Origin of the sequence: Streptomyces sp. RK9 (assembly GCF_045070545.1) — a bacterium.
Lineage (GTDB): Bacteria > Actinomycetota > Actinomycetes > Streptomycetales > Streptomycetaceae > Streptomyces > Streptomyces alboflavus.
Window position 1 is genome coordinate 313858 of sequence record NZ_CP173704.1, and the last position, 23031, is coordinate 336888.

Genomic DNA, 23031 nt, shown 5'->3' on the forward strand with positions numbered 1-23031 from the left:
CAAGTGCCCTCAAGTCACCGCGCCCTGCCCCACTGTTACGTGCCGCTGACACCTTGACGCACAACCCGCGTTCCCCGAGGGGCACTCTCTTGGATCATGGGGACACACGCGCAACGCGTACGCGCGCACGCCAGGAAGATCACGACCCGGACGCGGCGTCGTCGGCGGCGGCTCATCGACTATCCGCGACAAGGACGCCGGGGCGCACGCCGGTGGTTGCCGTCGTGGCGGCAGTGGCTCGGGACCTTCCTGCTCGGCACCTGCGGGCTCGCGGGGGTCTTCACGTACGTGTACGTCACCGTGGACATACCGGACGAGAACGCCGCGGCCAGCCGTGAGGCCAACGTGTACTACTGGGCCGACGGGACCCAGATGGTCAGCACCGGGGACGTCGACCGGCAGAACGTGAAGCTCGACGACATCCCGGAGTCCGTGCGGGACGCGGTCATCGCGGCGGAGAACGCGAGCTTCTACACCGACTCCGGGGTGGACCCGATGGGGCTCGGGCGGGCCGTGATGAACATGGTCAAGGGCCAGGAGACGCAGGGCGGTTCCACCATCACGCAGCAGTACGTGAAGAACACCTACCTGTCGCAGGACCAGACGATGACGCGCAAGGTCCGTGAGTTCGTCATCTCGCTGAAGGTGGACCAGCGCAAGACCAAGGACGAGATCCTCCAGGGGTATCTGAACAGCAGCTGGTTCGGGCGCGGGGCCTACGGCATCGAGGCCGCCGCGCACGCGTACTACGGAGTGCCCGCGCGCCAGCTGAACGCCAGCCAGGGCGCCGTCCTCGCCGCCCTCCTCAAGGGCGCCGAGATGTACGACCCCTCCGGCGGCGCCGCCAACCACCGCCGGGCGAAGGCCCGCTGGGCCTGGATCCTGGACCGGCAGGTCGCCGTCGGCCGGATGAGCGCCGAGGAGCGCGCCCGGTACAAGAAGTTCCCCGAGCCGCAGAAGGAGTCCCGCTCGACCAGCCTCAGCGGGCACTACGGCCAGACCGGCTACCTCGTCGACATCGCCAACAAGTACCTGAAGCAGCGCACCGGCCTGACCGACAAGGACCTCGCCCTCGGCGGCTACAAGATCCACACCACCTTCGACAAGCGCCGCGTGCACCAGCTCGCCCGCACCGCCCGGCGCGCGCTCGACGGACTCGACCCGAAGAAGCGCCCGCAGGACAAGGGCGTCCAGATCGGCGCGGCCTCCGTGCGCACCCAGGACGGCGCGCTCCTCGCGGCCTACGGCGGCGCCGACGCCACCCGCCACTTCAGCAACAACGCCGACACCTCCGGCGTCCCCGCGGGCTCCGCGTTCAAGCCGTTCGTGTTCGCCGCCGCCCTCCAGGACGGGCTGCGCGCCGACAGCGAGGGCCCGGGCGGGATGACTCCGGGCGAGGCCCTGGTCGAGGGCGGCAACGCCACGTACCAGAAGCTCGGCGAGGAGACCGGCATGGGGCGGGTGCGGGAGGTCGCCGTGGACGCGGGGATGCTGGAGTCGAGCATGGCGCGGTCCGACGACTCGTTCGCGCTCGGCACGTCCACGCCGAGCGCCGTGCGGCTCGCGAGCGCGTACGGCACGTTCGCGCGCGGCGGCCTCCAGCACGACCCGTACTCGGTGACGTCGGTGACCAGGGACGGCGACGCCGAGGGGGACGGTGAGGAGCGCGAGCAGATCGAGGGCCTCGAACCGCCGCGCACCCGGCGCGCCCTGGACTCGCGCGTCGCCACCCAGGTCGACACCGCGCTCCGGGACGTCGCCAGGGACAGCCTCGGCAAGGTCTCCGGCGTCGACGGGGCGCCCGTCGCGGCGGGCCGCACCAACGACAAGGACCGGCTGAAGTCGGCGTGGTTCGCCGGGTACACGCCCAAGGTGTCCACCGCCGTGACCCTGTTCCGGCTGCGCCCGCGCGATCCGCTCCTCCAGCCGCTGTCCGACGTCGGCGGGCGCGGGTCGCGGCACGGCAACGCCCTCACCGAGCGGATCTGGCGCGACTCGCTGCTCGGCGTTGACCTTGCCCCTGGGTCAGGGTCGAAGCTCGGGGCGTCGAAGGCAGCCGCCTTCGGCGACCGGTGACCGCCGGTCACGGAGAATGACCACGTGGACGCACCCGGCAGAGAGCACGCACGCGACAGCGAACCGACACCCGGCGGCAGGCCGGAACCCGGCAGGGAGCCCGGCCTCCTCAAGCTCGGCGCCTTCGCCGCCCGCACCCGTCTGTCCGCCAAGGCCCTGCGCCTGTACGACCGCCAGGGCCTGCTGCCCCCGGCGTACGTGGACGAGGCGACCGGCTACCGCTACTACAGGCCCGAACAGGTCGAGCGGGCCCGCACCGTCGCGCTCCTGCGCCGCCTCGACATGCCGCTCGCGGACATCGGGGCGCTGATGGGGCTCGACGACGCGGCCGCGGCGGCGGCCCTCGGGGCGTACTGGGCCGGTGTCGAGGAGCGGATCGCCGCCCAGCGCACCCTCGTGGACTACCTCCGTGGCCGGCTGTCGGGAAGGAGTCCCACCATGTACGGCACGTTCGAGATCCGCACCGCCGACGTCCCCGAGGCCTTCGTCCTCTGCGAGCGGCGCCATGTGTTCACGCATGAGCTGTCCACCTGGATCGACGCCTCGCTCGGGCGCCTGGAGCAGGTCGCCGACGAGCTCTGCGGCGGCGTCACCACCTCGCCGTTCGTCATCTACCACGCCGAGGTCACCGAGGACAGCGACGGCCCCGCCGAGGCCTGCGTGCCCGTCGCCGACCCCGAGGCGGCCCGCGCCTGGGCAAAGGCGCAGGGGCGGCAGCGGGACGTCCGGGCCCGCGTCGAGCCCGCCTGGCGCCTGGCCTACGCCCGCATCACCAAGGCGCAGGTGGCCTATCCGCAGATCATCGGCGCGTACGACGCCGTCGAGGAGTGGATCGCGCGGGAGGGCCTGCGCCAGGCGGGCCCGTGCCGCGAGGTGTACTTCACGGACTGGGACGCGGCGGGGCCCGGGGACGACGTGTGCGATGTGGCGTACCCGGTGGCGTGAGGATGCCGGTCGGCGTCGGCGGTCGGCATCGGCGTCGGCGTCGGCGGTCGCAGCTTGATGATCAGTCACATTCCTTATGGACTCCCGTACTTCACTTGATGTCGCACGGGCGTCAACGTCCCCCCGCCACACCTATTCTGGTGAGACATGAAGGGGGACGGGACCGACTCCGGCCCCAACTCGACGCGACACGGGTCGGGTTGGGGCGACGAGTCGCGCCCCGAGCCCCCCGAGTCCTCCCTGCCGCCCCTGTTCGTCGCCGGGCCGCCGCCACGTGCCGCCCGCGTGGAGCTGCCCCCGGAGAGCCCCGACCCGACCGTCCTGCCCGAGATCACCCTGCTGGACCGGGCGGTCTCGCGCGGCGACGACCCGGACGCGCTCGACGGCCTGCCGCTGCCGCCCGACCGGCTGCTCGCCCGGCAGTACCGGGTGGTGCGGCCGCTCGGCTACGGCGGCATGGGCGAGGTGTATCTGGCGCTCGACACGAAGGTCGGCGGGCGCGAGGTCGCCATCAAGATCCTGCGCCCGGACAACGTCGAGGGCGGTGGCGCCCCGCAGCCCGCGCCCGACTCCCCCGACCACCCCCTCGCGCGCGAGCGCCAGGAGCTGGTCGAGCTCAACCACGAGGACATCATCCGGGTCTTCAACTACGGGCACCATCCGGACGTGGGCGACTTCCTCGTCCTGCAGTACGTGGACGGCCCGACCCTCGAAGAGGTGCGGGCGCGGGCGCAGTTGTACCCGGAGGAGTTCGGCGGCTCCCGCTTCTACGAGTTCGTGCTCGCGTACGGGGTGCGGTTCCTGGCGGGGCTGGGGTATCTGCACGCGCCCGAACGCGGCAAGGTGTACGGGGACCTGAAGCCGTCGAACGTCATGCACGACGGGTCCGCCGTCAAGTTCGTCGACGTCGGCAGCGTGCGGCGGGCCGGGGCGCCGGGCCTGACCTCCACGGACTACCGCGCGCCCACCGTCGGCCCGTGCGGCGAGTCCACCGGCGCCGACGACCTGTACAGCCTCGGTGAGACGCTGCGCCACCTGTGCGGGCTCGGCGATCTGGACGACCTCGCCGGACTCCCGCCGCTGCCCCGCCCGGACGGCCCGCCCGAGCCGCCGGGGCCCCCGCAGGACCGGGCCACCCAGCTGATGACGGTGCCCCTGCCGCCCGACGGCCTCGGCCTCGGCCTGCTCTCCCTCGCCCGCGCGCTGCGCCGGGCCACCCGCCCCGACCGCGCCGACCGGTTCGCCACGGCCCGCGAGATGGACGAGCAACTGCGGGGTGTCTTCCGGGAGTTGCGTTCCTTGCGGCTGCGCGCGGAGACGTTCGAGCCGTCGCCGCTCTTCCTCCAGTCGGCGTACGCGCTGGACGGCGGGCTCGGGGTGCCCGCGCCGCTGTCGCGGTGGGCCGGGGATGCCGGGGATGCCGGGGATGCCGCCATCCGCGTGGCCCGCACGACCGACTCCGACTCCGCCCCCTACGAGGCCCCCGAACCCTCGGACCTGGCGCAGCAGTTGCCCGTCCCCCGGCCCGATCCCGACGACGCCCGCCACGCCGAGCTGAGCCGCCTCGGCGACGACGACCCGGCCGCGCTGCTCCAGCACACCACGGAGTGGCCGGGCTCGCCCGAGGTGCAGTTGCTGCGCTGCCGGCTGCTGCTGCGGATCGCGCTGCGTCCTGACGCGCAGGTGCCGCCGCGCCTCGACGACGCCGCCGTCGCCCTGGTCCGCGCCGAGCGGGCGATCGGGCCCGGCGCGGCCCCGTACGACTGGCGGCTCGCCTGGCACCGCGGGCTGCTCGCGCTCGCCGCCGACGACGTGCCGCTCGCCCGCGGGCACTTCGACCGGGTGTACGCCGCGATCCCCGGCGAGTACGCGCCCAAGCTGGCGCTCGGGCACTGCGCGGAGCGGCTCGGGCGGTGGCGGGAGGCGCTCACGTTCCACGAGGCGGTGCGGGTGCGCAATCCCTCGCTGGGCGGGGCGGCGTTCGGGGCGGCGCGGGCACGGCTCGCGCTCGGCGGGCCGCGGGCGCTCGCCTACGCGGTCGAGGCCCTGGACGCGGTGGCGCAGCACTCGCGGTACCGGACGGCGGCGCGGGTCGGGGCGGTGCGGGTGTGCGCGGACCACGCGCGGGGCGCGGAGGACCTGGCGGAGGTGGTGCGGCGCCTCGGCCGGCTCTTCTACGCGCACGGGCTCACCGACGAGCAGGCGCGGCTGCGGATGCGGGCGCAGGTGTGGGAGGTGGCGCGGGCGCTCCTGAGCGGGGGCGCGGTGTCCGCGGCGGGGCTGCGGGACGTCGCCCGCGGGGCGGACGTCAGGCTGTGCTTCCCCGTGTCCGAACGGCAGGTCCGGGTCGACCTCTCCCGCTTCTGCGTGGGCCTGGCCCAGCAGGCGGCCCGCGACCCCGCGGGCTCCGACACCCCCCTCGCCGAGCTCCTCCTGGACCGCGCCTACGCCATCCGCCCCTTCGGCCTGCGCCACCACAGGGGCGCCCGATGAGATCCCCCTCGACCGCCCCCGCGGGCCGCCCACCGCAGGGCCGACGCCCCGGGCCGGCGGGAACCGAGGCGCCGCGAGCGAGCGCGACCGCCCTCCGGTCGTGCTCGCCGCCACCCTGCCGCCGTCCCCGGGGGCAGTCGTCCCGCGGGGCGCCGGGGTCCTTCCCCGCTCGGGCGGGGCCGACGGCTCGGGGAACGGTGGTCACGACGGCCCGGCGCGTCCGCGGCGGCAGCACCGCCGGGGCCCGGCCCCGCCACACCGCCACCGGGTCCCGCGCCCACCCCGACCGGAGGCGCCCGTGAAGCCCTCCGTCCTGTGGAAGTGGGTGTGGGCGCCCGGCGTCCGGGGCTGCCGCAACCACGCCTACCTGCGGGAGCGCCTGGTCGCGCTCCCCCTCCTCACCGTCCTCGCCTTCACCCCCTTCGCCTGGGCCCACACCACCGTCCGCGCCGACGCCGCGTACATCCAGGACCGCGCGGCCCCCGCCCTCGGCGACCTCGCGGACGCCCGCGCGTCGCTCCAGATCGCCGACGGCGAGGCCGCCGACAGCCTGCGCGCGGGCCGCGCCGTCGAGCTGAGCGGCCTCAGCGAGCGCTACCGCACCCGCACCACCCGCGCCACCCAGCGCCTGAACCAGGTGGCCCGCAGCGGCGCCCTCTCCACCTCCGAGCGCCAGGACCTCGACGTCGTCGCGGGCCTCGTCGCCGACTACGGCACCTGGACCGCCTGGGCCCAGGCCAACGCCTCCGACCGCGCCCTGCGCGAGGCCTCCCTCGCGTACGCCCGCAGCATCCTGTGCTCCTCCCGCGTGGACCCCGTCACCCTCGTCTGCCGCCCCGCCACCGGCTCCACCGCCACCGCCGTCGTCGACCGCGTGACCGCCCTCGAACGCGCCCTCCAGGACCGCATCGCCGACCGCGCGGACCCCGGCGCCGACGTCCTCGCCGCGTTCGCCGTCTCCGGCGTCGCGTTCCTGCTCCTGGTCCACGGCCTGTGGCGCACCCAGGTCTTCCTGCACCACCGCTTCCGGCTCCACGTCAGCCTGCCCCTGCTCGCCGCCGCCCTGCCGCTGCTCGCGCTGCCCCTCCTCGCCGCCGACGCCGTCCTCGTACAGAAGGCCCAGCGCGCCGCCGAGTCCACCGCCCGCGCCCTGTCCACGAAGACCTCACCGCGCATCGAGTCCACCGCCGAGGCCCACCCCTTCGCCGCCCCCGACCGGTACGTCATCTCCGCCTTGGAGGACTCCGTGGACCGCGAACTGGCCGAGGGCCGCCTCGCCTTCCTCGGCCCCGCGCCCGCCTGGGTGGTCCCCGCGGGTCTGCTCAGCGCCGCCGTCACCGGCGCCACCCTGCACTCCTACCGCCGCGAGTACGTCCGCCTCACCCGCCCGGGAGCCGCCCCGTGACCCGCCGCACCCGGCGCAGAGCCGTGGCCTCCGGGCTCACCGCCCTCGCCCTCGTCGCCGCCCTCACCAGTGGCGGCTGCTCCGCCGAGAGGCGCGACACCCTCGTCGTCCTCGGCCCGTGGACCGGCGCGGAGGGCATCGCGTTCGAGGCGATGCTGAAGCGGCTCGACGACGGCACCGGCAAGACGTACGCGTACCGCGGCACCCGCTCCTTGCGGGAGACCCTCGTCGCCCAGCTGCAGGCCGGTGACCCGCCGGACGTCGCCGTCCTCAACAGCCTGGGCGAGCTGACCGAGTACGCCCGCGCCAACCTCCTCGAACCCCTCGACACCCCCGGCCACCCGCCCTGGGCCCCCCGCATCGACGTCGACGGCTCCCACCGCACCTACTGGGTCCCCCTCAAGGTCGACCTGAAGAGTCTGGTCTGGAGCAAGAAGGAGCAGGGGAAGGGGGGCGGGGAGGAGCGTGTGCCCCGGTGGTGCGTCGGGCTCGCCTCGCAGGCGACCTCCGGGTGGCCCGGCACCGACTGGATCGAGGACCTGGTGCTGCACCGGTCCGGGCCCGACGCCTACGCCCGGTGGGCGACCGGGAAGCTGGACTGGAGCAGCCCCGAGGTGCGGGGGGCCTGGACCGCGTGGGCGCGGCTGCTCGGCGAGCGGTCGAGGAAGTCGGTCGACCTGTCGCTCACCACGTCGTACGAGGGGACCGAGGACCCGGACGCCGAGCGGCCGCGCCCCCGAGGGCTGCTCAACTCGCCGGAGCTGGACTGCACGCATGAGCACCAGAGCGCCTTCATCCGCTATCTGTATGCGAAAGCGAAGGGTAAAGAGGGCGCAAAAGGGGGTGGTGGCGGGGGTGTGCGGGTGGATCCCTCGGCCCGGTTCCTGCCCGGGCCCGCCGGCCACGACGACACCTACGAGGTCGCGGGCGACATGGCGGCCGCCTTCCGGGGCGGCCCGGCGGCCCGCGAGCTGGTCGAGCGGCTTTCGAGCGGCGAGGCACGGCGGCTGTGGCACGAGGAGGCCGAGCCGGAGCTGCGGCCGTTCTTCCCCGGCGCGGGCGACCCCCGGCCGACCGACCCGGGCGGCGACGAGGTCGCGGCGATCCTCACGGGCGGGGCGAAGGCGCTCTGCTTCGACGCCTCGGACGCGATGCCGCCCGCACTGCGGGACGCCTTCCACCGCGCGGTGCTCCGCTACTTCCGCGACCCCTCGGCCGCCCGTCTCGACACCCTCCTCGGCCAGCTCGACACCGCCCGCGCGAAGACCGGCGGCGGAGGCCTCACCCCGGACCTCCTCTGCGCGCCCCCGGCGGGGTGAGCCGCCCCACACCCGCCCGGCGACGCCGCCCGACCAGGCCCGGAACGACCTGCGGGAACAGACATTCGGTTGCATACTGGCGTGGACCGGGCCCCTGGGGTCGCTGTCTGCCAACCATTCCGCAGCGGTTAGCGTCTACTCCGAAGGAGTTGCCCCAGCCAGCCGAACGGACCGCCGACCGTGGCCTCTGCCGAACTGTCCTCCCCGTCACTCAGCCGAGCCGACCGGGGCAGCGGCATGCGCGAACCCTGGTACGAGCGGTACCGCATGCCACTGATGATCATGGCGGGCCTGCTGCCGCTGTATCTGCTGTGGTGGACGGTCTTCGCGACCGGCGGCGGCGACCTCGCCGCGCAGGAGGCCTGGGCGGGCTTCGCCCGGCGCTACCCGGGCTCGGCGTACAGCCTCTTCTGGTACGGCGGCCTGCACACCGCCAACTACAGCGTCATCTCGCCGTACCTCATGGCCGCGTTCGGCGTGCGGACGGTGGCCGCGGCCTCCGGGCTCGCCGCCACCTGGATGGCCATCGCGCTGATCATGCGCAGCGGCATCCGCAAACCGCTGTGGCCCTCGATCGTCGTCGGCTTCTCGCTGTGGTGCCAGGTCGTGTGCGGCCGTGCCACCTTCATGCTGGGCGTCGCCTTCGGCGTCGGCGCGGTCCTCGCGGCCACCGGCCCCACCAACAGGCTGCGGGTCGCCGCCGCCACGGCCTGCGCGGCGCTCGCGACCATGGGCAGCCCGGTCGCGGGCCTGTTCCTCGTCGTGGTGGGCGCCGCGCACCTCCTGAAACGCCAGTGGGGCCCGGCGCTCGCCCTGATCCTGCCGCCGTTCGTCGTGGTCGGCCTGACCACCTGGCTGTTCCCCTTCGAGGGGGAGCAGCCGATGGCGTTCATCCGGATCTTTCCGCCGGTGCTGCTGTGCGGGGTCGTGATCCTGGCGGCGCCGCGCTCCTGGAAGCTCCTGAAGATGGGCGCGGGGGTGTACGCGGTGGGCGTGGTGCTCACCTGGCTGATCCCCACGCCGATCGGCACCAATGTGGAGCGCTTCGCCGAGATCGCCGCCCCGCCGATACTGGTCGCCGCCCTCCTGAACCGGGCGTTCCCCTCCGTACGGCTGCTGCGGCCGAGCGGCAGTCCGCGGCACATCTGGCAGCGCACGGTGCTGATCTGTGCCATCGTCCTGTCCCTCATCTGGGTGTCGGTGAAGACGACCGCCGACATAGTGGCGTACACGAAGGTGCCCACCTGGGCCGTCGAGACCGACGGCGTCGTCAAGGAGCTCAACCGCCTGGGCGCCGAGCGCACCCGCGTCGAGGTGGTCCCGGCCCGCGACCACCGCGAGGCCGCCGTCCTGTCGCCGTACATCAACATGGCGCGCGGCTGGAACCGGCAGGCCGACGTGGAGCGCGGCCGCCTGTTCTACGAGGGCCGCCCGGTCTCGGAGGTCAAGGAGGGCATGTTCTCGTCGTCCTCCTACCGCGCCTGGCTGAACCACTGGGCCGTCGGCTTCGTGGTGCTCTACAAGGGCGACGGCCGCCCCGACGGCGCCGCCGAGCGCGAGCACGACCTGGTGACCAGCGAGCCGAGCTATCTGGACCAGGTCTGGCACGACGACAACTGGCGGATCTACCGCGTCAAGGACGCCGTCCCGCTGGTCGACAAGCCCGGCTCCGTGGTGACCGCCGACGGCGCCCACCTCACCGTCCGCATGTCCGAGCCCGGCTCGGTCACCGTCCGCGTCGCCTACTCGCCGTGGCTGTGGGCGGAGGGCGGCTGCCTCTACAAGGAGGGCGACTTCACGCGCCTGACGGTGAAGAAGCCCGGTGATGTGCGGATCGCATCGAACTACGGCGGCCCGTCGGGGCCGCAGCCGAAGTGCGAGCCGGAGCCCGACAAGGACTAGCGCGGGACCTGCTCTTCGGGAGTACGAGAAGTCTTCGGGAGTACGAGAAGGGGGTGGGGGTGGGCCGGCCGGCTCACCCCCACCCCCTTCTCGTGCGCGTCGCGCGTCAGCTCACGCGGGTCAGCTTCGCGCCGAGGCCCGGCTCGGAGAGGTCCTTCTGCAGGGCCACCGGAACCTTGATCGCGCCGCTGGTGGTGCCGTCACCGACGAGCAGGCGGCCGACGACCGTCCCGGCCTTCGCGGAGTGCGGGGGCGTCTTGCCGCCGTCCGAGAGCTCCGCCTTGACGGTCAGGCCGGACCAGCCGACGGCGGTGACGTCCTTGGTGGCGACGACCGGCGTGGTGCCGCCGAGGCCGTCGTCGATCTCGCCGACGACCTGGCCCTTCTTCACCACGGTCTTGGCCTTGAGGGCGTCCTGCCCGGCCGCGATCAGGTCCTTGGTGACGTTGGTGACCTTGTCGATGTTGGCCACGCCCTGCGAACCGAACTGGGCGAGGGCCGCGCCGATGACCATGTGGGTCTTGCCGCCGACGCGCTTCTCCGCAGCGAAGAGGATGTTGCCGCCCGCGGCCGACGTGGTGCCGGTCTTGATGCCGATGGCGACGGTCGGGACGAGACCGAAGTAGTTGTCCTGCTTGTCGCCGTTGATGTCCTCGTAGCTGCGCTGGCCCGCGATCTCCTTGAAGGTCGGGTTCTCCATCGCCACGCGGCCGAGCTTCACCAGGTCCTCGGCGGTCGACACGGTCGTCTTGTCGAGGCCGCTGGGGTCCGTGTAGTGCGTGTTCTTCATGCCGAGTTCCTTGGCGGTCTTGTTCATCTTGGCGACGAACTTGTCCTCGGAACCCTTGCTGTCCCAGCGCGCGAGCAGCCGGGCCACGTTGTTGGCCGACGGCAGCATCACGGCCTGCAGGGCCTCGTACTGGGTGAGCTTCTGGCCCTCGGTCACCTTGACCACGGACTCGTTGGCCGGCTTGCCCTTCTCGTAGTGCCGCTGCGCCTCGGCGTCGACCTCGATGGTCTTGCCGTCGCCGCCCTTCTTGATCGGGTGGTCGCGCAGGATCAGATAGGTCGTCATCACCTTGGCGATGCTCGCGATCGGCACGGGCTTCTGCTTCCCGGACGAGCCGAAGCTGCCGATGCCGTCGACGTCCATGGCCGCCTGACCGTCCTCGGGCCACGGGATCGACGGCTTGCCGCCCTCGAAGGAGTGCGTGGTGGCGGCCGTCAGGGTCAGCTTCGGCTCCGGAAGCGGACGCAACGCCTGTGCGACTGCGAACACAATCGCGAGGAGCACGACGAGCGGCGTCCAGATCTTGACCCGGCGCACGATGGTGCGGGTCGGGGTCTCCGGGGGCGGCGGCGTGTTCGTCAGCTCGGCGAGCAGGTCGAGCGGCGGCAGCGGGGGCATCGGCTGCTGGCTGGTGCGGTCTCCGGGCGGGGGCGCCTGGACCGGGGTGCCCGCTCCCTGCTGGGCCTGTGCGGGTGCGCCCGCCGGGGCCGAGGCCTGCGCGGCGGCCTGTCCGGGCAGGGCCTTGCCCTCCTGGCCGGGCTTCGCGCCCGGCTTCGTGCCCGGAGCGGGCTGCGCCTTCGGCTCGGGCTTCACGCGGGGCTCGTCGAGCGGCTTGAGCGCGACGAACTTGCTGGTGCGCTCGGACTCCGACTCAGGTGCCCCGGCTGCCTTGGCCGCCTTGGCCGCGGGCTTCGCGGCGTCGTCGGACTTCGGCTTGCGTTCGGCGGGTACGTCGCCGAGCTTCAGCATCGTCGTCGGCTGGTCCACGCCCGCGGAGGCGGGGCGGACGGCCTTGAAGACGGCGGTGGCCTGGTCGAGCGGGCCGCTGGGGGCGTCGGGCTTGTCGTCGTCGGCCTTGGGCTTGTCGTCGCCCTTCGGCTCGGCGTCGGCGGTCTTCGGCTTGGCGTCGTCGGACTTCGGCTTCTCGGCGGCCTTCGGCTCGGCGTCGTCGCCCTTCGGCTCTGCGTCGTCGGCCTTCGGCTTGGCGTCGGCGGACTTCGGCTTCTCGGCGGCCTTCGGCTTGGCGTCGGCCTTGGCGTCGGCTTCGGGCTTCGGGTCGGCCTTGGGCTCGGCGTCGGCCTTGGGCTTGGGCTCGGGCTCGGCGTCGGCCTTGGGCTCGGCGTCGGCGTTCGGCTTGGCGGCGCCCTTCGCGGTGAGCGTCAGGGTGGCGTCGGACTTCACCGGAGCCTTCGGCGCGGGCTCGGCCTTGGCGGCGGGCTCGGCGTCGGCGTCGGAGTCCGCATCCGTGGCGCTCTCGGGCTCGGCGCTCTCGGGCTCGGCGTCGGCCTTCGGCCCGGCGTCGGACTTGCCGTTCCCACCCGGCCGTACGGTCGTGAACACCGCGGTGGCCCGGTCGACCCGGGGGTCTTCCGGCTCGGCGTCGGCGGAGTCGTCGGCCTCGGCACCCTCGGACTTCCCGCCCTCGCCCCGCGCACCGTCGTCGTCCTTGGCGTCGTCCGCCCGCGTCTCGGGCCGCGCAGCCGTGAACACGGCCGTGGCCATGTCGACCGCGGACCCGGCCACGTCCGAGGAGGAACCTTCCGGCTCACCCGAGGAGGAACCTTCCCCCTCAGCCGCCCCGGAACCCTCAGCAGCCTCATCCGCCCCAGAAGCAGACCCGGCACCGGACTCCGCACCCGACTCGGTTTCCTCGGATCCCGCGACCCACGCGGCAACCGCGGCGCGCAGTCGTGCGTCTCCCTTGGCGTCGCCCGGCGTGGAGCCGACCGTGGAAGCGGGCGCCGACGAGGCGTCGGCCGCACCGTCCGAGGCGCCCCCGCCAGAAACCGTCTTAGACCCGTCGGGGAACTCGCCCGCCACCGATGCCTCCTCGTGCTTGCCGTACTCGCCACGCCCAACCATGGCCCGGACCCGCTGTCCGAACCATGTACCAGTGTCCTGTGTGAGGGCTTAACCCCCGTGGTAGACGAGAACGACATACCTACTGGTTCCCGTACGTACCGCCCACGCACTCTCGACAGACCAATGTGAGAGGGGTCACCCTGTCATTCATCCACGCGGGGAGGCATGGATGGGCAGGAGCCGCAGAACAATTCCGGAGGAGCTTCTGCTGCTCGCTCTGGACCCGGCCACGGGTACCACAGCGCAGCCGCAGTCGCTCGACCTGGGTCTGGCCGGCGCACAGCTAGTAGAGCTGGCACTGGCCGGACGGATAGCCCCTGACGGGGATCGTATCGCCGTGGTGATGCCACGGCCGACCGGAGATCCGACTCTGGACTCCGCACTGGAACTGCTGCGCAGGCGCGGCAGCCCGGTCCGGGCCGTCCACTGGATCGGCGGGCCCCGCCTGGGGCTGCGCCAGACCTACCTTTCGCATCTGGAGCGGTGCGGCATGGTGCATGCCGTGGCGGGTCAGATGTGCGGGGTACTGCCGACGACTCGCTATCAAGCGACGGACACGGCGATCAGCCGGGAAATCAGGTCCCGACTGGATTCGGCGATCCGCACCGGCGTCCCGCCGGACCCGCGGACCGCGGCGCTCGCCGCGCTGGCCCACGCGGTCGGACTCGGCAAGCACCTGTATCCGGGCAACGAGGGACGCTCGTCCCGCTCCCGGCTGCGCGATCTGATCAGGCACGACCCGATGGGCGGCCTCGTGGCACACGCCGTGATGGACGTCCAGAACGGTGTGGCGGCGCAACCGCGCCGCAGCCCCGCGACCGCGGGGCAGGGCGGCGGGCGGCAGCCCGCGCAGGCGGCGCGGACCGCACCGGACCCCGGCAGGGTTCCGATGCAGCCACGCCGGGGTGCGGGAGCCATGGCCCGCGCCGTGGCCCACTGAACCGGCCACACCCGCAGCACACGCGTCATCCGCGCCACCGCGCCGCAGTCCCCCAGACCCGGTTCGGGAGCCGCTCGGCCGCGCGGGCGGGACACCGGGCGTCCACGAAGGACGCCGGTGACCCGTCCGCGCGGCCGCAACCGCCTCATGGGACACGCCTGTTGGGCCGACGCACTCGGCGCACGCCGCGCCGGCACCCCCACACACCGCTGTTCTGCTGTTTCCCAGCGCCGAGTTGACCCGTGGTGGCACTCTGCATGGCAGCAGACACGCAAAGTAGAGGCATAGTGCCGGAGGTGCACGTCCCGTGGCGTCCAACGTCAATCCCACCGTCAGGCGACGCCGGCTCGGCCAGGAGCTGCGTCGGCTGCGCGAGCTGAAAGGCATGACAGCCGAAGAGGTGGCGGAGCGGCTGCTGGTCTCGCAGTCGAAGATCAGTCGCCTGGAGAACGGCCGCCGTTCGATCAGCCAGCGCGACGTCCGCGACCTCTGCGGGGTGTACGAGGTCGAGGACCACCGGATCGTCGACTCGCTCATGCAGATGGCCAAGGACTCCCGCCAGCAGGGCTGGTGGCATTCGTTCGGCGACATCCCGTACAGCGTCTACATCGGTCTGGAGACGGACGCGGCGTCCTTGCGCGTCTACGATCCGCAGGTCGTCCCCGGCCTGCTCCAGACCCGGCCGTACGCGGAGGCGCTGATCACCGGCGCGCTGCCGGAGACCACCCCGACCGACATCGAGAAACGGGTGCAGGTCAGGATGCGCCGCCAGGAGCGCATCGCGGCGCCGGAGAATCCGCTGCGCCTGTGGACCGTCCTGGACGAGTCCGCGCTGCGCCGCGTCGTCGGCACCCGCGCGCTGATGCGCGAGCAGCTGGAGTACCTGGTGGAGCAGTCCCAGCTGCCGCACGTCACGGTGCAGGTGATCCCGTTCGACATGGGCGCGCATCCGGGTCTGAACGGTCAGTACGCGATTCTCGAGTTCCCGGACGCCTCGGATTCCAGCGTGGTGTACATCGAGGGCGTCACGAGCGACCTGTATCTGGAAAAGGCGAACGACGTGCAGCAGTACAGCGTCATGTACGAGCATCTGCGGGCACAGGCGCTGAATGTGGAGCAATCCCGTCAGCTGATCGCGGACATCGCCAAGGAGTACGCCCGCTGAGGGCCATCGGGGTCCGGCAGGTGAAAGTGCCGCACAGTACACCTTCGCCATAGCGCGACGGAAGACCCCTCTGGAATATGCCATCCGGTTGAGTGAACGACCCATCCGCCGGTCGATGTTGGCGAGTAGCGTCATTCACGCCAACAGCAAGAACGTTGGCGTATACCGCTCTCAGGCGGTTACAGCAATTCACCAACTGCGCAAAACGGAGCAAACATGGCAATCCAGCAAGGTGCCTCGCACGCTTGGACCAAGTCTTCCTACTCCACCGGGAACGGCGCCTGCGTCGAGGTCAAGTCCCCCGTGACGCACGCGATCTCCGTGCGGGACTCCAAGGTCACCGACGGCGCGGTCATCGCCTTCCCCGCCGACTCCTGGAACGTCTTCGTGGCCCAGGTCCGCGACGGGAACCACGACCGCGGGTGATACGTGCCACCGACGCGACCACAACCGCATAGCACCACCGCATGAGCCCTCTCGACTGGTCCGCCGTCCTGGCCGAGGGGGCTCGGCCTCGTCCGCTAGCGGAGTTGGTCCACGTACCGGTCCGTCCCCGGCACGGTCGGGATGAACGGCGCCACCAGCTCCACCCGCCCGAGCCCCGACTCCGCGACCTCCTCTACGGCACCGGCGAACCGCTCGGCCCAGCACGCGCGCGGATCGCCCTCCAGGAACCACAGCAGGGTCAGCCGGGTGTCGACGCCCTCGACCTGCTTCACGTACGTCATCCGGTCGCCCGGCAGCGGTGTCGGCCGGAAGACCGTCACCAGGGCGGCCGGTGAGCCCGCGAGGGCGCGCGGGAGCCTGCGGGCGAGCAGCCACTCCAGGAGCTCCGGTCGCCGCTCGGGGCTCTCGGCGTCGATGACTTCGAGGACGAGCCCTTGGTAGGGGTGGTCGAGGGCGTGGAAGTCGCGGGGCCCGGCGGCGCCGTCCCGGTAGACGGTGGCCTCGTGGTCCTGGAAGGCCGTGAAGACGTGCGTGCGGGCCTGGTGGACGCGGCCGTCGCGGTTGAGGCGCTTGTTGATGCCGACGGTCCACTTCATGTGGTGGTCGTAGCGGCCCTCGGTGATCCAGTACGTGGAGAGGTAGCAGCCGGCCGTCACGGGCTGCGCGACCGCCGACTTCTCGGGCAGGCGCAGGAGTTGCAGCTCGCGGGTCGCCACCCAGCGCCGCCCCGCGTACATCCACGGCATCGCCATCGCGCCCGCGTAGTAGTGGTCGTCCTCGTACCAGCGGTTGTAGGCGTACTCCTGGCCCGGGTGCGGCTCGACCATGGTGATCAGCGCATGGCCCGGGCGCACCCCGTAGGGACCGACGGCGGCCAGCTCGCCGTACACCTCGGCGCGGGTGTCCTCAGTCACTTGGCTCCCCTTCCTTCCTCCGTTGGACGCCCATACTCTGACGCTCCGTCAGAAAAACTGCCAGAGTCCGGAGGTTCCTCATGTCACTGCTCGACGGCAGGACCGTGATCGTCTCGGGGGTCGGCGCGGGGCTCGGCCACGAGGTCGCCGCCGCCGTGGTGCGCGACGGCGGCAACGCCGTGCTCGGCGCGCGCACGAAGGAGAACCTGGAGCGGTCGGCCGCCGAGATCGACCCGGACGGCGGGCGCGTGGCGCACCTGCCGACGGACATCACCGACGAGGGCCAGTGCGCGGCGCTGGCCGCGCTTGCCGTGGAGCGGTTCGGGCGGATCGACGCGCTGGTGCAGGTCGCCGCCTGGGACAGCTACTTCGGCGGCCTGGAGGACGCGGACTTCGCCGCCTGGGAGGGCATCCTGGACGTGAACCTCCTCGGCTCGCTGCGGATGACCCGGGCCTGTCTGCCGCACCTCAAGGAGCGCGGCGGCTCGGTCGTCCTGATCGGCACGCAGTCGTCGGTGGCCGCGCCCTCGCAGGTCCGGCAGGCGGCGTACGCGGCGTCGAAGGGCGCGCTGGTCTCGGCGATGTACTCCCTCGCCCGCGAGCTGGGCCCGCACCGGATCCGGGTGAACACCGTCCAGCCGGGCTGGATGTGGGGGCCGCCGGTGGAGGCGTACGTGAAGTTCACCGCGCACACCGAGGGCGTGCCGGAGGCGGAGGTGAAGCGGCGGCTCACGGAGCGGATGGCGCTGCCGGAGCTGGCCACCGACGGGGACGTCGCGGACGCCTGCGTGTTCCTCGCGTCCGACCGGGCGCGGGCCATCACCGGTCAGTCGCTCCTTGTGAACGCGGGCGAGCTGATGCGCTGAGGCCGCCACCGGGAGACGCCCGGGAGACCCCCGCGAGACGCCCCCGAGGGGTGGCCGACAGGTACCCCTTAGGGGCCTTTTGCCACCCTCTCTCAATCACGTACATGAACCAAGGTCGTCAACTCGAACGATTTTACTTCCTCTTGACCATGCGGGCGGTTGTCCGCGCCCTCTCGCCGAACCGACTATGAGCGGGCACTTCGCGGCCGTTCAGGCGCCTCCACAACGAAGTGGGCGCCGTTTCAGCGGAGTTGACCGAGTTCACAAGTCGGACCCCTGGGAGGGGCAATGAACGGTCTCGACTGGGCCGTGCTCATCGCGTATTTCGGCGTGATGGTCGCGATCGGAGTCTGGTCCCACAAACGCGTGGACAACGTCAGTGACTTCTTCACGGCCGGCGGCAAGATGCCCTGGTGGCTCTCCGGCATCTCGCACCACATGTCCGGCTACAGCGCGGTGATGTTCACCGGTTACGCGGGCATCGCCTACACCTACGGCGTCACGTCCTTCATCACCTGGTCGTTCCCGATCGCCCTCGGCATCGCCATCGGCGCCAAGCTGTTCGCGCCGCGCATCAACCGGCTGCGCTCACGCCTGCACGTCGCCTCGCCCCTCGAGTACCTGAAGAACCGCTACAACCTGAAGACCCAGCAGGCCCTCGCCTGGTCCGGGATGCTCCTGAAGATCGTGGACGTCGGCGCGAAGTGGGCCGCGATCGCGACCCTCCTGTCCGTCTTCACCGGCGTCTCCCTCAACCAGGGCATCCTCATCACCGGCGTGATCACCGCGATCTACTGCACCATCGGCGGGCTGTGGGCGGACGCCCTCACCGAGCTGGGGCAGTTCATCATCCAGCTGCTCGCCGGTGTCGCGATGTTCGTGGCGGTGGTCGCCAAGCTCGGACCGTACGGCGGGTTCTTCGGCGTCTGGGACGAGCCCGAGCTGGACGGCCACGCGAAACCGCTGGTCGGCCCCTACGGCACCGTCTTCCTCCTGGCCTTCCTCTTCATCAAGCTCTTCGAGTACAACGGCGGCATGCTCAACCAGGCCCAGCGGTACATGGCCACGGCCAACGCCCGCGAGGCCACCCGCTCCGCGCGGCTCTCCGCCGTCCTCTGGCTCGTCTGGCCCCTCGTCCTCTTCTTCCCCATGTGGATGTCGCCGCTCCTCGTCGACGCGAAGAAGCCCGACGGGTCCGACTCCTACGCCCTGATGACGGAGCAACTGCTCCCCCACGGGCTCCTCGGCCTCGTCATCGTCGGCTTCTTCTCCCACACCATGGCCATGTGCTCCTCCGACGCCAACGCCATCGCGGCCGTCTTCACCCGCGACGTCGCGCCCGTCCTCTCCAAGCGGGCCCGCGCCTGGACCGACCACACCGGGCTCCTCGCCGCGCGGCTCACCACCGTCGTCTTCCTCGGCCTGTCCATGGCCGTGGCCACGCAGGTCAACTCGCCCGCCTTCAAGGACATCATCACCGTCGTCATCAAGTGGGTCGCCGGCCTCATGGGCCCCATCGCCATCCCGATGATGCTCGGCCTCCTCCGCCCGTTCCGCCGCTCAGGACCCACGGCCGCGCTCACCAGCTGGGCGCTCGGGCTGCTCGCCTTCTGGCTGGTCAACTACCCCATCCACTGGAACGTCGACGGCGGCGTGCCCCTCCAGTACCAGGTCTCCATCCCCCTGGCCGTCTCCCTGATCCTCTACATCGCCATCGGCTACTTCAAGCCGGAGGACACCCCCGAGCGGGACGCCCTGATCGAACGCATCAACACGGACGACGACGACTCGGCCTCGGCGGTTCTCCCCACCCAGCAGGAGCCCACACAACCCAAAACGGTCGGCTGACCCCGCCCCCAGGACCCGCACCCCAAATCCCACCGCTACCGCGGCGGGTTGCTCCCCCACCCGCCCGCCCGTTTCCACTCGACCGGCCGGTGGGCGTCTCCTGTGGGGGCGGATCACCGTTGGCGACAGCGGGCTTGGGAGGGATCACCCGCAGCGGCAGCGAGCAACCACCGGGCAGCCACAGCCGCCAACGGCGAACCAGCCCCACGGGAGACACCCACCATCCGGCTAACCGGAAACGGGCGGGCGGGTGGGAAAGCAACCGCCGCGATAGCGGCGGAAAACCACCCACCACCCGCAGACGCCGGCGGCGGAGCGGGCCCACGGGAGACGCCCGCCGTCCGGCCGACTGGAAACGGGCGGGCGGGTGGGAGACCAACCGCCGCGGTAGCGGCGGGAGGCCGCCCGCCAGTCGCAGACGCCGACGGCGGAGCGGGCCCACGGGAGACGCCCGCCGTCCGGTCGGGTGGAAACGGGTGGGCGGGTGGGGGAGCAACCCGCCGCGGTAGCGGTGGGGAACGGACGGGTTGCCGCAGGCGGTGGGGCAGGCCCCCACGCCCGGCGCCGGCCGACCGGCCGGAGGCGGGTGGGCCGAGGTCGGGCGAGCAGAAGCAGCCGCGGGCGCAGCCTCGTGGTGGGATTGCCCCCATGCTGACCGCGAGACGCGTGCTGATCGTGGCGTACGACAACGTCCAGATCCTGGACATCGCCTGCCCGAGCGGGGCCCTGGACATAGCCAACCGCTTCGGCGCGGATCCCCCGTACCGGATCGACCTGGGGACGGTGGGCCGCCGCCCGGCGCACAGCTCGGCGGGCATCGCCCTGGCGGCGGGTCAGCAACTGGAGGCGGTGACGGGCGAGTTGGACACGCTCATGGTGGTGGGCGGGGCGGGCTACGAGGAGGCGGCGGCCGATCCCCGCCTGGTCGCCCAGGTCCACCGGCTCGCGGAGCACAGCCGCCGTGTGGCAAGCGTGTGCACGGGCGCGTACGTGCTGGCGGCCGCGGGCCTCCTGGACCACCGCCGGGCGACGACGCACTGGGGCTACGGGGAGCGCCTGGCGGCCCGCCACCCCACGGTGGCGGTGGACGTGGCCCCGCTGTACGTACGCGACGGCAACGTGTACACCTCCGCGGGCGTCACCAGCGCCCTGGACCTCACCCTCGCCCTGATCGAGGACGACCACGGCCCGACCCTGGCCCGCGCGGTGGCCCGCGAGCTGGTCTCGTATCTGCACCGCCCCGCGGACCAGGCGCAGATCAGCATGTTCCTGGCGGCCCCGCCCCCGGGCGACCGCCTGGTCCGCGACCTGTCGGGCCACATCAACGCGCACCTGGCGGACGACCTGTCCCCGAGGGCCCTGGCCGCCCGCGCGGGCGTCAGCACCCGGCACCTGACACGGCTGTTCTCGGCCCACCTGGGCACGACTCCGGCACGCGCGGTGCGTGCGGCCCGCACGGAGGCGGCCGCGCACCTGGTGCGCTCCAGCGAACTCCCGCTGGCGGCGATAGCGCGCCGCTGCGGCTTCGGCTCGGCGCAGACGTTACGACAGGCGTTCCTCGACCACTACGGCATGGGCGGGGACAGGATTCGCAGGATGCCGGACATGCCGCGCCCGCGAACGCCGGAGGGCGCGGAAACTCCCGTCCCATGACACCTCAGACGCCCCCGCGCACGACACCTCGGACACCCCCGGCCGACCCGACGTCCTCGACCCGCCGCACCCTCCTCCGCGGCACGGCGGCCGCAGCCACAGCCGCGCTGGCCACGGCGGCCCTCGCCCCGACGGCCCTCGCCCCGACGGCCCACGCGGCCGACACCACCCCGGCCCCCTCCGACAACCCCTCAAGGGCCCGTACCGGCACCCCGCCCCGAGGCCCCCGGATCGGCATCCTCCTCTACGACGGCTACAGCCTCCTCGACCCCACGGGCCCCGCCGAGATCCTGTCCCGCGTCCCCGGCGCGAGCGTCACGATGATCGCCGAGCGCCGCGGCCCCGTGCGGACCGACACCGGGGACGTGGCCGTGATGGCGGAGCGCACCCTCGACGAGGCGGGCCGCCTGGACGTGCTCCTCGTACCGGGCGCGGGCAACCGCGGTGTCGTCGCGGCGATGGAGAACCGGACGCTCCTGCGGTGGATCCGGCACACGGACCGCAGGACCCGCTTCACGACGTCCGTGTGCACGGGCTCGCTGGTCCTGGCGGCGACGGGCCTCCTGGACGGCCGTCGCGCGACGACGTACTGGGCGTCGGCGCCGTACCTGGAGAAGACCTTCGACGTCACGTACGTGCCCGAACGGTACGTGGAGTCGGGGAAGTTCCTCACGGCGGCGGGCGTCTCCGCGGGCCTGGACATGGCCCTGTACCTGGCGGCGCGGCTGACCGACGAGGACACGGCGAGGGCGATCCAGCTCGCCGTGGAGTACGACCCGAGGCCGCCGTTCGACGCCGGGAACGCGCAGGAGGCGAGCGAGGAGCTGAAGGCGCGGGCCTTGAAGATCGTGGAGGACTCGCAGCGTTGAGCCGCGCGGGCCCGAGCGGGACCCGGACGGGGCCCGGACGGGGGTCGGGCCCGGGTCCGGACGGGGGCCGGGCCCGAGTCCGGCGGCAGGAGGGCTCAGGCGCGCGGGTAGCGGGCGAGCCAGCCGGGCGCCGCGCCCGCGGGGCTGTGCAGGGCGGGTCCCTGCGTCATCTCCATGGCGAAGTCGTCGGCGATCTCGAGGACGGTCGCACGGCCTTCGAGTTCGGTGAGCCAGCCCGGGGGCAGCGCGGTCTCGCCGTGGAGGGCGCCGAGGAGCGACCCGCACAGCGCGCCGGACGCGGCGGACGCCCCGCTGTGGTTGACGGCGAGCCGCAGGCCGTGGCGGATGTCCTCGCCGACGAGGGCGCAGTACACGGCGGCGGCGAGCGCCCCGACGGCCTCGCCCTCGCCGACGAGTTCCTCCACGCGCCCGGCGGTGGGCATGCCCTGGCGGACGGCGCCGAGCGCGTGCCGCAGGGCGTCGGTGACGGGCTGGTGTCCTGGCCGGGCGGCGAGCAGGGCGAGGGTGCGCTGGATGGCGCCGTCCAGGGACTCGCCGCGGGCGAGGCCGTGCACGAGGACGGTGTGGGCCCCGGCGGTGAGGTAGGCGACGGGGTGGCCGTGGGTCTGCACGGCGCACTCGACGGCGAGTTGCAGCACGAGCTGCGGCTCCCAGCCGACGAGGAGCCCGAAGGGTGCGGACCGGGTGGCGGCCTCCGGCCCCTGGTCGCCGGGGTTCTTCGGTACGTCGAGGGTGCCCATGCGGTCGTCGGCGAGCCCGGTGAGGCAGGCGCGGGCGGGCCCGCGGCGGGCGTACAGCCACTCCTCGCGGGCCAGCCACCCGTCTTCCTTGCGGCGCTCGTCGGGCCCCCAGTCGCGCTGGGTCGCGGCCCAGCGGCGGTAGGCGCGGTGCAGGTCGGTCGGCGGGTGCCAGGCCCCGGTGTCGCGGCGGACCTGCGCGCGTATGAGCCCGTCGACGGTGAACAGCGTCAGCTGCGTGGCGGCGGTGACGGTGCCGCGTCCGCCGCCGTGGGACGCGGCGAGCTCGGTGAGCCCTTCGGCGCCGTGCGCCTCGCGGATCGCGCCGAGGCCGAGGCCGTCGACGGGCGCGCCGAGCGCGTCGCCGACGGCGGCGCCGAGCAGCGTCCCGCGCACCCGGCTGCGGAAGTCCTGCTGCTCGGTGCGGCCCCACACACCGGTGGCTGCTGCAGTGCTCACCGAACCCCCTTTCCCGTGCCCTGGCGTCCGACTCCGCAGCACTGTAATCGAACGGGAACGGTGGGTTCAGGGCCCAAGTGGTTTGTACGGAGGTGCCCTT

General features: G+C 72.8%; 16 protein-coding genes. 13 read left to right on the plus strand and 3 right to left on the minus strand.

Annotated features, from left to right (window positions below):
* Positions 1-96: 96 nt before the first annotated feature.
* The 6 genes from AB6L24_RS21530 (at position 97) to AB6L24_RS21555 (ending at position 10140) form a co-directional block, all read left to right on the plus strand.
* Complete coding sequence (locus tag AB6L24_RS21530; RefSeq protein ID WP_405657524.1) at positions 97-2076, plus strand: transglycosylase domain-containing protein; 1980 nt, start codon at positions 97-99, stop codon at positions 2074-2076.
* 24 nt (positions 2077-2100) lie between these two features.
* The gene (locus tag AB6L24_RS21535; protein ID WP_405657525.1) at positions 2101-3021 is read left to right on the plus strand and encodes a MerR family transcriptional regulator; all 921 of its coding nucleotides are present in this window, start codon (positions 2101-2103) and stop codon (positions 3019-3021) included.
* Between the two features lie 147 nt (positions 3022-3168).
* Complete coding sequence (locus AB6L24_RS21540) at positions 3169-5514, plus strand: tetratricopeptide repeat protein (protein ID WP_405657527.1); 2346 nt, start codon at positions 3169-3171, stop codon at positions 5512-5514.
* A 298-nt stretch (positions 5515-5812) separates the two neighbouring features.
* Entirely contained in the window at positions 5813-6919 is a 1107-nt protein-coding gene (locus AB6L24_RS21545) for a hypothetical protein (RefSeq protein ID WP_405657528.1), read from the plus strand.
* Positions 6916-8238, plus strand: coding sequence for an alpha-glucoside ABC transporter substrate-binding protein (locus tag AB6L24_RS21550; RefSeq protein WP_405657529.1), 1323 nt, complete (start codon positions 6916-6918; stop codon positions 8236-8238). The genes AB6L24_RS21545 and AB6L24_RS21550 overlap by 4 nt, the downstream gene beginning before the upstream one ends.
* A gap of 237 nt (positions 8239-8475) precedes the next feature.
* Positions 8476-10140: a hypothetical protein gene (locus AB6L24_RS21555; protein ID WP_405657530.1), complete on the plus strand. Its 1665-nt coding sequence runs from the start codon at positions 8476-8478 to the stop codon at positions 10138-10140.
* A 106-nt stretch (positions 10141-10246) separates the two neighbouring features.
* On the opposite strand, the gene AB6L24_RS21560 is transcribed toward AB6L24_RS21555, so the two are convergent.
* On the minus strand, positions 10247-12673 hold the full coding sequence (locus tag AB6L24_RS21560) for a D-alanyl-D-alanine carboxypeptidase (RefSeq protein ID WP_405657531.1): 2427 nt from the start codon (positions 12671-12673) through the stop codon (positions 10247-10249).
* A gap of 508 nt (positions 12674-13181) precedes the next feature.
* Between AB6L24_RS21560 and AB6L24_RS21565 the strand changes: the two genes are divergently transcribed.
* The 3 genes from AB6L24_RS21565 (at position 13182) to AB6L24_RS21575 (ending at position 15543) form a co-directional block, all read left to right on the plus strand.
* Entirely contained in the window at positions 13182-13952 is a 771-nt protein-coding gene (locus tag AB6L24_RS21565; RefSeq protein WP_405657532.1) for a GPP34 family phosphoprotein, read from the plus strand.
* 307 nt (positions 13953-14259) lie between these two features.
* Positions 14260-15117 carry a helix-turn-helix transcriptional regulator gene (locus AB6L24_RS21570; protein ID WP_030359360.1) on the plus strand — a complete coding sequence of 286 codons (858 nt, stop codon included), beginning with the start codon at positions 14260-14262 and terminating at the stop codon, positions 15115-15117.
* 216 nt (positions 15118-15333) lie between these two features.
* Complete coding sequence (locus AB6L24_RS21575) at positions 15334-15543, plus strand: DUF397 domain-containing protein (protein WP_380845802.1); 210 nt, start codon at positions 15334-15336, stop codon at positions 15541-15543.
* A 95-nt stretch (positions 15544-15638) separates the two neighbouring features.
* On the opposite strand, the gene AB6L24_RS21580 is transcribed toward AB6L24_RS21575, so the two are convergent.
* The gene (locus AB6L24_RS21580; protein ID WP_405657533.1) at positions 15639-16478 is read right to left on the minus strand and encodes a hypothetical protein; all 840 of its coding nucleotides are present in this window, start codon (positions 16476-16478) and stop codon (positions 15639-15641) included.
* A gap of 80 nt (positions 16479-16558) precedes the next feature.
* Here AB6L24_RS21580 and AB6L24_RS21585 point away from each other — a divergent pair, with 80 nt between their 5' ends.
* The 4 genes from AB6L24_RS21585 (at position 16559) to AB6L24_RS21600 (ending at position 21714) form a co-directional block, all read left to right on the plus strand.
* Positions 16559-17344, plus strand: a complete 786-nt coding sequence (locus tag AB6L24_RS21585; protein ID WP_380845808.1) for an SDR family oxidoreductase — start codon at positions 16559-16561, stop codon at positions 17342-17344.
* A 288-nt stretch (positions 17345-17632) separates the two neighbouring features.
* A complete protein-coding gene (locus tag AB6L24_RS21590; protein ID WP_405657535.1) occupies positions 17633-19192 on the plus strand; it encodes a sodium:solute symporter family protein in 1560 nt (519 codons plus the stop codon).
* A gap of 666 nt (positions 19193-19858) precedes the next feature.
* Positions 19859-20845, plus strand: a complete 987-nt coding sequence (locus tag AB6L24_RS21595) for a GlxA family transcriptional regulator (protein ID WP_405663214.1) — start codon at positions 19859-19861, stop codon at positions 20843-20845.
* Positions 20842-21714: a DJ-1/PfpI family protein gene (locus AB6L24_RS21600; protein ID WP_405657537.1), complete on the plus strand. Its 873-nt coding sequence runs from the start codon at positions 20842-20844 to the stop codon at positions 21712-21714. The genes AB6L24_RS21595 and AB6L24_RS21600 overlap by 4 nt, the downstream gene beginning before the upstream one ends.
* A 95-nt stretch (positions 21715-21809) precedes the next feature.
* Here AB6L24_RS21600 and AB6L24_RS21605 read toward each other — a convergent pair whose 3' ends face one another.
* Positions 21810-22931 carry an ADP-ribosylglycohydrolase family protein gene (locus AB6L24_RS21605; protein ID WP_405657539.1) on the minus strand — a complete coding sequence of 374 codons (1122 nt, stop codon included), beginning with the start codon at positions 22929-22931 and terminating at the stop codon, positions 21810-21812.
* Positions 22932-23031 lie beyond the last annotated feature (100 nt).

Bases quoted from the DNA above. Each gene is read 5' to 3' on its own strand.
- AB6L24_RS21530 (WP_405657524.1), top strand. From the start codon at position 97: ATGGGGACACACGCGCAACGCGTACGCGCGCACGCCAGGAAGATCACG.
- AB6L24_RS21540 (WP_405657527.1), top strand. From the start codon at position 3,169: ATGAAGGGGGACGGGACCGACTCCGGCCCCAACTCGACGCGACACGGG.
- AB6L24_RS21555 (WP_405657530.1), top strand. From the start codon at position 8,476: ATGCGCGAACCCTGGTACGAGCGGTACCGCATGCCACTGATGATCATG.
- AB6L24_RS21565 (WP_405657532.1), top strand. From the start codon at position 13,182: ATGGGCAGGAGCCGCAGAACAATTCCGGAGGAGCTTCTGCTGCTCGCT.
- AB6L24_RS21575 (WP_380845802.1), top strand. From the start codon at position 15,334: ATGGCAATCCAGCAAGGTGCCTCGCACGCTTGGACCAAGTCTTCCTAC.
- AB6L24_RS21585 (WP_380845808.1), top strand. From the start codon at position 16,559: ATGTCACTGCTCGACGGCAGGACCGTGATCGTCTCGGGGGTCGGCGCG.
- AB6L24_RS21590 (WP_405657535.1), top strand. From the start codon at position 17,633: ATGAACGGTCTCGACTGGGCCGTGCTCATCGCGTATTTCGGCGTGATG.
- AB6L24_RS21600 (WP_405657537.1), top strand. From the start codon at position 20,842: ATGACACCTCAGACGCCCCCGCGCACGACACCTCGGACACCCCCGGCC.